The 13,323-nt window shown below is 67.0% G+C and carries 11 protein-coding genes; 7 read left to right on the forward strand and 4 right to left on the reverse strand.

Going from position 1 to position 13,323, the window contains the following annotated elements; translation table 11 throughout:
• Positions 1-5: 5 nt before the first annotated feature.
• From ACIOTO_RS10795 to ACIOTO_RS10810, 4 genes are read left to right on the forward strand one after another with little or no spacing between them, the layout of a single operon-like run.
• Positions 6-1,772 carry an MDR family MFS transporter gene (locus ACIOTO_RS10795; protein WP_105710562.1) on the forward strand — a complete coding sequence of 589 codons (1,767 nt, stop codon included), beginning with the start codon at positions 6-8 and terminating at the stop codon, positions 1,770-1,772.
• Position 1,773: 1 nt separating this feature from the next.
• Positions 1,774-2,229 (forward strand): MarR family winged helix-turn-helix transcriptional regulator, encoded by a 456-nt coding sequence (locus ACIOTO_RS10800; RefSeq protein WP_400857794.1) that lies wholly within the window; start codon positions 1,774-1,776, stop codon positions 2,227-2,229.
• A gap of 53 nt (positions 2,230-2,282) precedes the next feature.
• The gene (locus ACIOTO_RS10805; RefSeq protein ID WP_029262195.1) at positions 2,283-2,780 is read left to right on the forward strand and encodes a MarR family winged helix-turn-helix transcriptional regulator; all 498 of its coding nucleotides are present in this window, start codon (positions 2,283-2,285) and stop codon (positions 2,778-2,780) included.
• A 38-nt stretch (positions 2,781-2,818) separates the two neighbouring features.
• Positions 2,819-3,907 carry an alkene reductase gene (locus ACIOTO_RS10810; RefSeq protein WP_400857796.1) on the forward strand — a complete coding sequence of 363 codons (1,089 nt, stop codon included), beginning with the start codon at positions 2,819-2,821 and terminating at the stop codon, positions 3,905-3,907.
• On the opposite strand, the gene ACIOTO_RS10815 is transcribed toward ACIOTO_RS10810, so the two are convergent.
• The 4 genes from ACIOTO_RS10815 to ACIOTO_RS10830 form a co-directional block, all read right to left on the reverse strand.
• Positions 3,871-4,605, reverse strand: coding sequence for a hypothetical protein (locus ACIOTO_RS10815; RefSeq protein WP_400857798.1), 735 nt, complete (start codon positions 4,603-4,605; stop codon positions 3,871-3,873). The genes ACIOTO_RS10810 and ACIOTO_RS10815 overlap by 37 nt on opposite strands.
• 97 nt (positions 4,606-4,702) lie before the next feature.
• Entirely contained in the window at positions 4,703-6,232 is a 1,530-nt protein-coding gene (locus ACIOTO_RS10820; RefSeq protein ID WP_400857799.1) for an alpha-N-arabinofuranosidase, read from the reverse strand.
• A gap of 66 nt (positions 6,233-6,298) precedes the next feature.
• Complete coding sequence (locus ACIOTO_RS10825; protein WP_400857800.1) at positions 6,299-7,153, reverse strand: carbohydrate ABC transporter permease; 855 nt, start codon at positions 7,151-7,153, stop codon at positions 6,299-6,301.
• Positions 7,150-8,100, reverse strand: coding sequence for a carbohydrate ABC transporter permease (locus ACIOTO_RS10830; RefSeq protein ID WP_400857801.1), 951 nt, complete (start codon positions 8,098-8,100; stop codon positions 7,150-7,152). Before ACIOTO_RS10830 ends, ACIOTO_RS10825 begins: the two co-directional genes overlap by 4 nt.
• Before the next feature lie 247 nt (positions 8,101-8,347).
• Here ACIOTO_RS10830 and ACIOTO_RS10835 point away from each other — a divergent pair, with 247 nt between their 5' ends.
• The 3 genes from ACIOTO_RS10835 (at position 8,348) to ACIOTO_RS10845 (ending at position 13,292) form a co-directional block, all read left to right on the forward strand.
• Positions 8,348-9,604 carry an ABC transporter substrate-binding protein gene (locus ACIOTO_RS10835; protein ID WP_400857802.1) on the forward strand — a complete coding sequence of 419 codons (1,257 nt, stop codon included), beginning with the start codon at positions 8,348-8,350 and terminating at the stop codon, positions 9,602-9,604.
• 120 nt (positions 9,605-9,724) lie between these two features.
• Positions 9,725-10,957 (forward strand): family 1 glycosylhydrolase, encoded by a 1,233-nt coding sequence (locus ACIOTO_RS10840; RefSeq protein WP_400857803.1) that lies wholly within the window; start codon positions 9,725-9,727, stop codon positions 10,955-10,957.
• 106 nt (positions 10,958-11,063) lie between these two features.
• Positions 11,064-13,292, forward strand: coding sequence for an RICIN domain-containing protein (locus ACIOTO_RS10845; RefSeq protein WP_400857805.1), 2,229 nt, complete (start codon positions 11,064-11,066; stop codon positions 13,290-13,292).
• Positions 13,293-13,323: the final 31 nt, after the last annotated feature.

Raw genomic sequence — 13,323 nt, forward strand, 5'->3', positions numbered from 1 at the left:
CAACTATCGGAGTATGGTTGACCTCGATCAACTTTCTACGCAGGAGCGTTACCCCCGTGACACACACCCCATCCTCAGCACCCGAAGCCACCCGCTCGGCGCGCGAGGTCTTCACCGCGATCTCCGGACTCGTCGTCGGCATGTTCGTCGCCGTGCTCTCGGGCACCGTCGTGTCGACCTCGATGCCGGTCATCATCGCCGACCTCGGCGGCACCCAGTCGCAGTACACCTGGGTCATCACCGCGAGCCTGCTGGCCACCGCCGTCTCGACCCCCATCTGGGGCAAGCTCGCCGACCTCGTCGACCGCAAGGTCCTCGTACAGATCTCGCTCATCCTCTTCACCGTCGGCACCGTGATCGCCGGCTTCTCGACCGACACGAACATGCTCATCGCGGTCCGCGTCATCCAGGGCATCGGCGTCGGCGGCCTGATGTCGCTCGTCATGATCGCCGTGGCCCTCATCATCTCCCCGCGTGAGCGCGGCAAGTACATGGGCGTCGTCGGCGGCATCATGGCCCTCGGCACCATCGGCGGCCCGCTGCTCGGCGGACTCCTCACCGACGTGTGGGGCTGGCGCTCCAACTTCTTCGTCGGCGTGCCGTTCGCGATCCTCGCCCTCGTCCTGCTGCAGTTCACGCTGCACCTGCCCAAGCCGCAGCGTGACAGCAAGGTCTCGATCGACTACTTCGGCATCGTGCTCCTCGCGGTCGGCGTCTCGACCCTGCTCATCTGGGTCTCGATGGGCGGCAGCCAGTTCGACTGGGACTCCTCGACGAGCATCATGCTCGCCGTGATCGCCGGAGTCGCGATCGCCGCCTTCATCACGGTCGAGTTCTTCGTCAAGGAACCGATCGTGCCGATGTCGCTGTTCCGCAACCGCACCTTCACGCTGTCGGTGATCGCCTCGATCGCCATCGGCGTCTCGATGTTCGCCACCTCGGTGTTCCTCGCGCAGTACTTCCAGCTGGCTCGTGGCGCCACGCCCACCGAGTCCGGCCTGATGACCATCCCGATGATCATCGGCCAGATGGGTGCGTCGATCATCATCGGCCAGCTCGTGAGCCGCTTCGGCAAGTGGAAGGGCTGGATGCTGACGGGCTCGGTCCTCGCCACCATCGGCGTCAGCCTGATGGCCACCCTGCGCTACGACACCCCGTTCCCGCTGGTCGCCGTCTACATGTTCATCCTCGGTGCGGGCCTCGGCATGGTCATGCAGAACCTCACGCTCATCGTGCAGAACGACACCGCGCCGCAGCAGCTGGGCGCCGCGTCGTCGAACGTGAACTTCTTCCGCACGATCGCCGGCACCATCGGCGTCACGGTCATGGGTGCGATGCTGTCGACCAGCGTCGCGTCGTACATCACCGACTCGCTCGAGGGCTTCACGCCGACGACCCCCGCCGAGGTCGATGCGCTCAAGCACCTCGCCTCGGGTGATGTGCCGAAGGTCGGACAGCTGCCCGACACGATCCGCACGATCGTCGAGGGTGCCTACGGCCACGGCATCGCCGACTCGTTCATCATCGCCATCCCGCTCGCGGTGATCGCCATCATCGCGATCGCGTTCATCAAGAACAAGCCGCTGTCGACGAAGAACGCCGCCGAGCAGATGCTCGAGCAGGCGGAGGAATCCGTCATCGAGGTCTCCGAGGCCGAGGTCGGCGCGTCGCTCTCCACCGGGGCCATCCGGCTCGGGGGTGCGGAGTCCGCGTCGCCCGCGACCGGTTCGGTGCGCGTCCTCGAACGCGAAGATCGGGACCAGGAGCGCTGACATGCTGGCCCCCGAAGCGGTCGGACAGGCGGATGTCGACAGCGCGCTCGGTGACCTCCAGGCGCACCTGAACCTCATCTTCGCGAGGACCAGGTCGCTCTGGAAGGAGTCTGCAGCTCGGGTGCACCCCGAGCTGCAGGTGGCCGGGTACAAGCTGCTGACGTTCATCGCCCGGGCGGGCACCGCGAACGCGCATGAGCTGGCCGAGCGGTTCGAGATGGACAAGTCGGTCATCAGTCGTCAGGTGCGGATGTTGGAGGAGGCAGAACTTCTCGAGTCCCGGCCGGACGAGCGGGACGGGCGGCTCCGGGTGCTGAGTGCGACGCCGTCGGCCTGCGCGGCGCTCGCCGAGGTCCGCCGCGAATACGGCACCCGCCTGCAGGCCGTGGTCGACGAGCTGACGCCCGACGAGATCCAGGCCGCATCCAAGGTGTTCCGACTCCTCGCCGAGGTCTGAGTGAAGCCCCGCTGTCACGTTCGACAGTGGGGCTTCGCCGTACACTGGCGAGCATGAGCGCCTCGTCCGACGCCCCCGCCGACGCCCCCGCATCTCCCTCGGAAGAGGGCCGTCTGAGCGGGGCGGACCTCGACCAGGCCGTCACCAGGGTCGAGCAGGAACTCGGTCGTCTCTTCGCGCGGATCCGCATCAGCTGGCGTGAGGCCGCCGCGACCGTCCATCCCGAACTGCAGCCACTCGGATACCAGGTGCTCACGTCGATCGCGACAGGCAAGGCGACCTCGGCGGGTGCGATCATCGAGCACCTGCAGACCGACAAGTCGGCGGTGAGTCGTCAGGTGCGCCAGCTCGAGCAGCTCGGACTCGTCGAGAGCGTGCACGATCCAGAGGATCGCCGCGCGCGCGTCCTCGTCGCGACCGATCTGGCGCAGGAGCGGATCGCCGTCGCCCGCTCCCGCTACGAGGGCCGCATCGGCGAGCGGCTGCGCAAGTGGACGGCCGCCGACCTCGACCACTTCGCCGACCTGCTGTCGGCCCTCGGTGGCAACTGAGGGGAATACGTGGCTCGCCCCGAGCCTTACCTCCCTCTGTGACTCTCTTCGATCCGGCCGTCTTCGGCGCCCTGCAGCTGTCCAATCGCGTCGTCATGGCGCCGCTCACCCGCACACGTGCGGATGACGACGGGGTGCCCACCGAGGTGATGGTGGAGTACTACCGGCAGCGCGCGGGCCAGGGCCTCATCATCTCCGAGGGCACGTGGCCGGCTGCTGAGGGCAAGTCCTATGCGGGCCAGCCGGGCATCGTCACGCCCGCGCAGATCGAGGGGTGGCGGCCCGTCACCGCAGCGGTCCACGAGGCGGGCGGCACGATCGTCATGCAGCTGATGCACGGCGGACGCGTGGGGCATCCGGAGATCTCGGGGCAGCCGCGCGTGGTCGCGCCGAGCGCCCTCGCCGCACCGGGCCAGACGCACACGCCCGTCGGCAAGGCCGATCTTCCGGTCGCCCACGCGCTCACCCTCGACGAGATCCCCGAGGTCGTCGAGCAGTTCGCGCAGGCCGCGCGCAACGCGATCGCCGCGGGCTTCGATGGCGTCGAGGTGCACGGGGCGAACGGTTACCTGGTGCACGAGTTCCTCTCGCCCGTGTCGAACATCCGCGACGACCGCTACGGCGGTTCGCCCGAGAACCGCGCCCGCTTCGCGATCGAGGTCACGACCGCCGTCGCGGCGGCGGTGGGAGCCGACCGCACCGGCATCCGGCTGTCGCCGCAGCACAACATCCAGGGTGTGCTGGAGGAGAACGACGCAGATGTCCACGCGACCTACGCCGCCGTCGCTCAGGGCCTCGCCCCGCTCGGTCTCGCCTTCATCGATGTGCTGAGTGCTGCACCGACGAGCGAGCTCGTGCAGCACATCAGGCGCACGGCGGACGCGCCCCTGATCATCAACACCGGCTTCGGTGTCGTCACGACGCGGGAGGATGCCGAGGCGCTCGTCGCCGACGGATGGGCGGATGCCGTGGCCGCCGGCCGCCCCGTGATCGCCAACCCCGACCTGGTCGAGCGCTGGCGAGAGGGAGCGGAGCTCAACGACCCGCGCCCGCAGCTGTTCTACGGGCGCACGGCGGAGGGGTACACCGACTACCCGTCGCTGGAGGTCGTGCGCGCCGGGGTCTGAGGGCCCGTCGCGAGGCGCGTGACAGCGAGGTCGACCAGGGGCAGAGCATCTCGGGGGACGACCATCGAGCACACGACATGCTTGTCGACGCGGAATCCGACGCTGTAGACGAACGGGTCGGTGTCGATCTGCCGCGCGGGGCGGTGTTCTCCGTCGACATCGAGTGAGGCGTCCGACACCGCAGTGGTCGTCGCGGCCCACGCGTCGTCGTCATCGGCGCGCGGATCCCACGAGAGGCCGAGCTCCTCGCGGAACCGGTTGCGCAGGATGTGGTTGGTGTGGGCGACGAGCTGCTCGTCGAGGGTGCTCCCCTCGCGAGCAGGGGAAGCACGCCAGGTGGTGCGCACCGCCTCCCACAGCATCGGGTACCGGAACGCCCTCACCTGCTCGATCAGCCAGGCGGGGCGTCCCCACGGAGGTTCGTCTTCGAGGGAACGCCTCGTCGCCTCGTCCAGCTCGATCTCATTGCGGGGATCAGCGTGATCGTCGGGGTACCGCCACAGTGTGTAGCTGAAGTCCGCGGAGACCTCTTCGCGCCCGGTCTCACCGCCGATCTCCGTGAAGCCGGCGATCGGCAGACGCGTGAGCGCGGGCTGCGGCCTCAGTTCGAAGACGGGGAACGGAAGGCTCTGCAGTCGGGACTCCGCCGCGATGCTCGGGTCTGGCGCGTCCATCGGGACCACTCCGCTGTACTCCATCGATCCAGTGTGCCCGATCGGCGGGCGCCACACAGGGGCATCGGCGTGCTTGTTTTGCTCGATACGTATGCCGCCAGGCGCAGCGGCGGACCATCGGTCAGTGCGCTGCCGGTGCGACCCGGAAGCTGACGGCCGTCCAGGATACGGGCGGCAATTCGACGACCGCGACGCCATCGGAGACCACCAGGGTCTCGTTCTGGCGAAGAGCAACGCGCTCCGGGTCCTCGAGTGTGTTCACGGCGTACACGTCATCGTCGCTGAGCGTGCGGGCGTGGGCCTCCCGCACCGCTCCGAATTCTGAGACGTCGAACGAGAGTGTCACCGGGTCGGTCTGCGATCGGTTGACCAGGAACAGGCTGACGCTGCCCGTGGCGGCGTCGAACGTCGTCACGGCATCGATGACCGGCACGCTCCCGTACGTCTCGGTCTCATAGCGGTCGCACTCGATGTGCGTGGGGATCGACTGCCCGGATGCGAGCTCCGAGGTGACGGCGAACGGGAAGAACGTCGTCTGCTTCCAGGCGATGCCGCCGGGCTCCGTCATGATCGGGGCGATGACGTTCACGAGCTGAGCGAGCGAGGCGCTGGTCACCCTGTCGGCGCGACGCAGCAGCGAGATGAGGAGACTGCCCACCACCACGGCGTCTGCCACGGAGTAGGCGTCTTCGAGCAGCCTCGGCGCGGTGGGCCAGTTCTGCGCGCCGGTGATCTTGTCGACGGTCTCGAACCGGGTGTTGTACCAGACGTTCCACTCGTCGAACGAGAGGTTCACGACGTGGTCGCTGCGCTTCGTCGCTTTGACATGATCGACGGTCGCGATCACCGACTCGATGAACTCGTCCATGTCGACGGACGACGCGAGAAAGCTGCCGAGGTCGCCGTCCTTCTCCTCGTAGTAGGCATGACAGGAGATGTAGTCGACGTCGTCGTAGGTGTGGGAGAGGACGACGCGCTCCCATTCCCCGAAGGTGGGCATCGAGCGGCTGGAGGAGCCGCAGACGACCAGCTCGAGGGTCGGATCGAACATCCGCATCGCGCGAGCGGTCTGCGCGGCGAGCTTGCCGTAGTCGTCCGCCGAGCGGTGACCGAGCTGCCACGGGCCGTCCATCTCGTTCCCGAGGCACCACATCCGCACGTCGAACGGCTCGGCCCGGCCGTTCGCAGCGCGCTGGGAGGCCCGTGCCGAGCCCGATCGCAGGTTCGTGTACTCCAGGAGATCGAGTGCCTCCAGCGTTCCGCGCGTGCCCAGGTTCACGGCGAGCATGAGCTCACTGCCGACGGAGTCGAGCCACGACGCGAACTCGTGCAGGCCCACCTGGTTCGATTCCGCCGAATGCCAGGCGAGGTCGAGTCGGGCGGGGCGCTGCGACCGCGGACCCACACTGTCCTCCCAACGGAAGCCGGAGACGAAGTTGCCACCGGGGTAGCGGATCGCGCTCACGCCGAGCTCGGACACCAGCGCCTTCACGTCGGTGCGAAAGCCCTCGGCGTCGGCGCTCGGGTGTCCGGGTTCGTAGATGCCGTCGTAGACGGATCGGCCCAGGTGCTCCACGAAGGAGCCGAAGACTCGGCGGTTCACAGCTCCGACCGGAAGCTGAGGGTCGAAGGTCAATCGTGCGGCGGTCATTTCTGCCTTTCGGTCGGATCGTCACGGTGCTGGCGAGCGGGTCGCGGCCGGCGTGCGGATGGGGGTCTACTTGAGCCCGGTGCTCGCGACGCTCTCGATGAAGCGCCGTTGGACGAACAGGAACATGATCGCGAGCGGCACCACGGCGATCAGGGAGCCCGCCATCATGACGCCGTAGGGGATGATGCCGCTCGGCCCCGTGAGCAGCGTGAGCCCGGAGGTGATGGTTCCCATCTCCTGCTCCGTGGTGAAGACGAGCGGCCACAGCAGGTCGTTCCAGTTGTTGACGAAGGTGTAGATGCCGAGCGTGAGAAGTGCGGGGATGGCGTTGGGGAGCACGATGCTGCGGAAGATCCGGAACTCCGAGGCCCCGTCGATGCGGGCGGCGTTGTCGAGGTCGCGCGGCAGCGACAGGAAGAACTGCCGGAGGAAGAAGATCCCGAAGGCGTCGGCCGCGCGGGGGATGATGAGGCCCCAGAAGGTGTTCACCCAACCGAAGTCCGAGACGAGTTGGTAGATCGGGATGAGGGTCGCCTGGAACGGGATCATCAGGCTCGCCACGATCACGACGAGGAGCACGCGACTCCCGCGGAAGTCGATGCGGGCGAGCACGTACGCGGCGAGCGAGTCGAAGATGAGTGCGCAGATCGTGACCCCGCCCGCGAAGACGAAGCTGTTGAGGATCAGTCGGGCGAACGGCAGCTCCGTGAAGATCCGCTCGAAGTTGTCGAGGGTCCATGCCCCCGGGACGAGCGACGGCGGGAACGCGTTGACCTCGGGCACCGGCTTGAAGGCGGTGAAGACGATGATGAGGATCGGGAGCAGGATCAGGAGCGTGACGATCAGCATCGCCAGGAAGTAGAGTCCGCGCCCGACGCGGAGTCGCGGGGGTCGACGGCGGGGCAGGGTGATGGTGGTCATGCGGCGTCCTTCGCTCGACGGCCCGAGAGGGCGAACTGCACGAGGCTCAGGAGGAGCGTCGCGATGAGCAGTACGTACGACACCGCCGAGGCGAAGCCGAGTTCGAGGTCGCGGAATCCGGACTGGTAGATCTGCATGACGATCGTCTGCGTGCTGCGGTACGGGCCGCCGCCGGTGAGGACGTAGATCTGGTCGAAGGCCTGGAGTGCGGCGATCGTCGCGATGATGAGCACGAATCCGGTGGTGTTGCCCAGCAGGGGGAGGGTGACGTTGCGGAAGCGCGCGAGGGGGCCGGCGCCGTCCATGTTCGCCGCCTCGTACAGGCTCTTCGGGATCTCCTGGAGCCCGGCGAGGAACACGATCATGTAGAAGGCGAAGTTCTTCCACACGGCCACCAGGACGACGGTCGGCATCGCGAGCACCGGATCCTGGAGGACGTTGCCGATGCGGATGCCGAAGGCCTGCAGCCAGTAGTTCACCAGACCGACCTGCGGGTCGAGGAGGTACTGCCAGGCGAATGCGGCGACGGCGAGGGAGACGATGAACGGCAGGAACAGCCACGTGCGGAACATGCCGCGCAGGGGGAGATGCGGGCTGTTGAGCGCGAGGGCGAGCAGGAGTGCGAGCACGACGGCCACTGGCGTGAAGAGCACGGTGTACAGCACGGTGTTGCTCATCGCCTGGAGCATGTCGGGGTCGGTGAAGACCTCGACGTAGTTGGCGAAGCCCACGTATTCCTCGAGCCCGAATCCGCTCGCGTCGGTGAAGGACAGCCGAAGTGCGGACACCATCGGCCAGAAGACGAACAGGGCGAGGATCGTCAGGGCCGGCACGAGGAAGGCGAGGATCGTGAGGCGGCGCTTCGCGATCCCGGCGATCGGGCCGCGTCCGCCGAGCTGCGCCGGCGGGCGACGGCGGCGGGCGGGTGGGGAAGTCGTGGCGGTCATTGTCACTTCTCTCTACAACGTTGTAACCCACACAGTAAGGACCTTGGGGTCGGCTCGTCAACTCGCGGTCACGAGCGCTGGACGGCTGCGGGAGCGCCCAGGTGGGACGAGGGGCCGAGTGGCTTGACTTTTCTCGGAACATCGAGAACCATAACCTCTATAACGTTTACTTACAACGTTGTAAAGCGATGATGAGGACACCCGTCCTCCGCGCCGACAGAGTGGTCGAACAGTGGAGGTTCCCCTGATGAAGAAAGCACTACCCGCAGCATTTGCGAGCGTCCTTCTGCTCGCCCTGGTCGGCTGCTCGTCGGCCGGCACCCCTTCCGAGGAAGGCGGAGTGATCGAGCTCGACTTCTGGCACGGCTACACGGAAGCGGATGGCGAGGTGCTCAACGACCTCGTCGCCGAGTTCAACAAGTCGCAGGACGAGGTCAAGATCACGCCGTCGGTCAAGCCCTGGGCGACACTCCTGGACTCGGCTCTGCCCGCGCTCACCGCGAAGAAGGGGCCGCAGCTCATGGCGATCCCTCCCGAGAACATCCCGGTCTTCGCGTCGAAAGGCGCGCTCCAGCCCCTCGACGACTGGTACGAGAGCGACAGCGCCTCGGACGTCCTCAATCCCGGTGCCGTCGATACCGGCATCGTCGACGGCGAGCGCTTCGGGGCTCCGCTGAGCTTCACCCCGCTGACGATGTTCTACAACGCCGCGATGTTCGAGGCAGCCGGTGTCTCGGTGCCGACGACGTGGGACGAGTGGGTCGCTGCCGCGACCGCGCTCACCGTCGACGCGAACGGAGACGGTGAGCCCGAGCAGTACGGACTCGCGCTCCAGGACAATGCGACCGTGGGCAACGGCGTCTGGCCGTCTCTGTTCAAGAGCGGCGGTGGCGATGTCGTGACCGCCGACGGTGACGTCGTGGTCGATTCGCCGGAGAACGTCGAGACGCTCACGTACTGGGCCGATGCCGTCACCGCCGGCAAGTTCTCGCCGACGGGTCTCACAGGCGCCGACGCCGACGGACTCTTCAGTGCGGGAAAGGTCGCGATGACCCTCGGGGGGCCGTGGCTCGCCACCGTCTCCGAAGAATCGGGCATCGACTACGGCATCGCGCCGCTCCCGGCCGGGCCTGACGGCATCGTGGCCTCCGCTCTCGCCGTCGACATGAGCATCACGGCTCAGGCGTCAGCGGAGGAGAAGGCGGCGGCCGAGAAGTTCTTCAGCTGGTTCTACCAGAAGGAGAACATGGTCACGTGGTCGCTCGCTTCCGGCTGGCCCCCGCTCACGTCGGAGGTTACGGCCGAGGACGTGGCGGAGAACCCCGTCGTGTCGGCCCTCACTGAGCAGTCGCAATACGGTGCCGCACTCCTGCCGGGTGTCATCCCGTCGACGGATGTGCTCACCGCGCTCGACACCGCCACGCAGAAAGCGCTCGCCGGGGGCGACCCCGCGGAGCTGCTCCGCACGGCGCAGCAGGAGATGGAGGCGGCCCTGGCGGGCTGACTCCGTTGCACGACCACCCGCACCGACGCTCCCGATCGGTGCGGGTTGCCGTGTGTCGGGCGCCGACACGCGGCAGAGAGATCGAAACGGATCCGCGGATCCGAGAAGGAGAACGACGACGTGAACTGGTTCGAGGACGGACGCCTGCGATTCGCGATGGGAGTGGAAGACACCTTCATCCCTCAGACCCGGCCGGGTGAGCGCGCGCTGGATGAGTACGAACTCATGCAGCACTACCGCTTCTGGTCGGAGGATCTCGGCTACTGCGCCGACGTGGGCAGTGAGATGGTGCGGTGGGGCATCCCCTGGTACCGCGTGAACCCGGCCCCGGGTGAGTGGGACTGGGAGTGGCTCGATAAGGTCATCGACCGCTTCGACGAGCTGGGGATCGAGCTCATCGCCGATCTCGTCCACTACGGGACGCCGCTCTGGCTCGAGGATCAGTTCGTCAACCCGGAGTATCCGGAGCGCGTCGCCGAGTACGCCGCCGCCGTCGCCGAAAGGTATCGAGGTCGAATCCGGCACTACACGCCTCTGAACGAACCGCTTCTGAACATCATGTACTGCGGTGAGTTCGCGCAGTGGCCGCCGTACTGCTCCGGCGATCGTGGCTTCGTGGAGGTGCTCCGTGGGATCTCCCGCGGCATCGTCACGACGCAGCGGGCCATCGCCGCCGCCGATCCGGATGCCGATTTCGTGCATGTCGAGGCCTCCTTCCGGTTCGCGGGGGACACCGCTGCGCAGAGCGAGACTCACGAGCACCTCCGGCATCGCGCGTACATCGTCCAGGATCTCGTGATGGGTCGCGTCGGCGGCGACCACCCGCTCGCCGAATACCTGCGGGAGAACGGGTTCACCGACGAGGACTTCGCCTGGGCCATCGAGAACACGGCGATCCCCGACGTGGTCGGGGTCAACTACTACCCGCAGCACTCCACGGAGGTGTTCGAAGCAGGGGTCGTGCACACCGGGGGTCCGCGCGATCTTCGGCCGCGCCTCGATGCCGGCACCGAAGGTCTGGCGGACGTCATCCAGTCGTTCGCCGCGCGCTACGAGCGGCCCGTCTTCCTGACCGAGACGAGCTATACCGGCACCGTCGAAGAGCGGATCGCCTGGATGGATGCGTCGATCGCGGCGGTCGAGGACCTTCGCGCGGCCGGCGTCGACGTCATCGGATACACGTGGTGGTGCATCACGGACATGGTCGAGTGGTCCTATCGCCCGGGAGACGGCAAGCCGATGGACTACCGCCTTTCCATGGGACTGTGGGCGCTCGAGGAGGACAGTGATGGTGTGCTCCAGCGGCATCGCACGCCGGTGGCCGACGCGTTCCTGCGGCATTCCCGGCGCTGATCGCCGCGGCTCTTGACTGATTTACAACGTTGTGCAATTCTCCATTTACAACGATGTAAATCCTGATGGGGAACTCCGCGTCAGGACCTCAACCTCGGAGGACGCAATGAAGCGGTTATCGGCACAGAGATCGCGCGGGAGGCTGGCAGGACTGTCCGCCATCGCCGCGACGCTGGCACTCGTGGCGACGGGATTCGTCGCGACATCGGCTCAGGCGGTGACGACGGGCAACGGATCGCTCGTGTACGCCCCACCGGACGGTTCGTCGTTCAACGATGAGGGCGGAGACGCGACGGGCACTGCCTACGCGAAGATCATCGCCCTCAAGCACAACGGCACCTCCAACGGGACGCTCCTGAACACGTTTGACGACGGGCGTCTGATCAAGGACGTCAACCCGAGCTCCAACCCCACGACGGACACGCAGGCCTGCCTCGCGAACCCGGCCCTGGCGTGCCACCAGGAGTGGCCGATCTTCCGCAGCACCAACGACGGCACGAGCTGGCAGAAGATCTCGGCGGTCAACCCGGGGCTGCAGTTCCCCGGGACCGCCGGACAGGAGAGCACGACGCAGCTCGACCGCCTGGCGCAGCCCTTCCTCTTCGAGGTCCCGCAGACAACCGGAAACCTCGCGGCGGGCACGATCCTGCTCACCGGTCAGATCAGACCCGCTGACCGCAACGCCGCGTCGTCGGTGACGAAGCTCGTCGTCTACAAGAGCACCGACCGAGGGGCCTCGTGGAGCTACGTGAGCACGATCGACACGGGTGGACCGGCGATCTACGACCCCTCCTCGACGTCGACGACCACGACCGTCTGGGAGCCGACGCTGGCGATCGATGGAGGGGGCGGGCTCGTCGCCTACTTCTCGGATGAACGGCAGAAGGCGAATGGCGTTCTCCAGGCCGTGTCCTACCGGCGCTCGCTCGACGGCGGCCAGACGTGGGGCGCGCTCTCGAACGTGTCCGCTCCGACCGACTCCACGCATCGCCCAGGAATGATCACGGTGGACAAGCTGCCCGACGGCTCCTACATCGCGACGTATGAAGTGGTGAATGCGCAGGGATATGCCTTCTCGAACGCGTCGCCGGTGTTCTTCAAGAAGTCGCCCGACGGACTCAATTGGGGATCGACGACGAGTCTGGGAACGCCGGTCGAACTCGCGGACGGTCGCGGAATCGGATCGTCCCCGACGGTGAAGTGGGTGCCCACCGGCGGGCCGAAGGGAATGATCGTCGTCGCCTCGAAGTGGGGGCTCGATGCCGCCGGCAACCTCGACGGCGGACAGAACTTCTTCGTCAACTACAACCTCGGCGCCGGTCCGTGGGAGCGACTGCCCTTCGCGGTGACGTTCAACGGTCCGAGCTCGATCACCGGCTTCGCGCAGGGGATCGACTACAGCCCGGACGGACGCACGCTGTACCAGGCGGTGAACGTCGACAACTACCGCGCGAATCCGTCGAACCCTAGTCAGACCTACCTCTACAACGACATCCGGGTCGGGACGATCCCGCTCACCGCGACCGCCTACGAGGCGGAGAACGCCGCGCGGACGAACACCACGCTCGTCACGCACGGCGACGCCTCGAACGGGAGCAAGGTCGGCAACATCAACTTCGCGGACAGCACGGTGACCTTCACCGTCGATGCTCCGCAGGCGGGTACATACGACCTCAATGTCCGGTACGCCAACGGCATGGGTTCCACGAGCGGTCACGCGGTCTCGGTGAACGGAGGGACCGCGACGAACATCAGCTATCCCACCACCGCTGACTGGGGGCGCTACCTCTGGGCACAGAAGACCGTCACCCTCAACGCCGGGTCGAACACCGTGCGGTTCGCCTACTCGGGGACCTTCGCTGAATTGGACCAGATCCAGCTCCACAAGAGTGGAACGACCCTGCCGGCGACCTTCCAGGTGCAGAACCGCAACAGCGGCAAGGTGCTCGAGATCCTGTCCGCGCTCACGACCGACGGTGCTCCCGCCGGGCAGTGGGGGCCGACGGCGAATGCCACGCAGATCTGGAAGGTGCAGCCCGCGACGGGGGGAACGTTCGAACTCGTGAACAAGAACAGCCGGAAGCTCCTCGAGATCCCCGGCGCCTCCACTGCTGACGGCACCGACGCGGTCCAGCGGTCGGCGAGCGGCACCGCCACCCAGCGCTGGAACCTGTCACCCAACAGTGCGGGCTACTGGACCATCGCCAATGCGAACAGTGCGAAGCTCCTTGAGATCGGTTCGTGCTCGACGGCCGACGGCGCGGTCGCGCAGCAGTGGGGTCCGACCGGGGCGGCGTGCCAGGAGTGGCGTCTCATCAAGGAGGGCATCCAGTGACACGGGAGTGATGCGGGAGTAAAGCAGGGCG

Source organism: Microbacterium sp. NPDC087592 (assembly GCF_044743585.1).
Classification (GTDB): Bacteria; Actinomycetota; Actinomycetes; order Actinomycetales; family Microbacteriaceae; genus Microbacterium.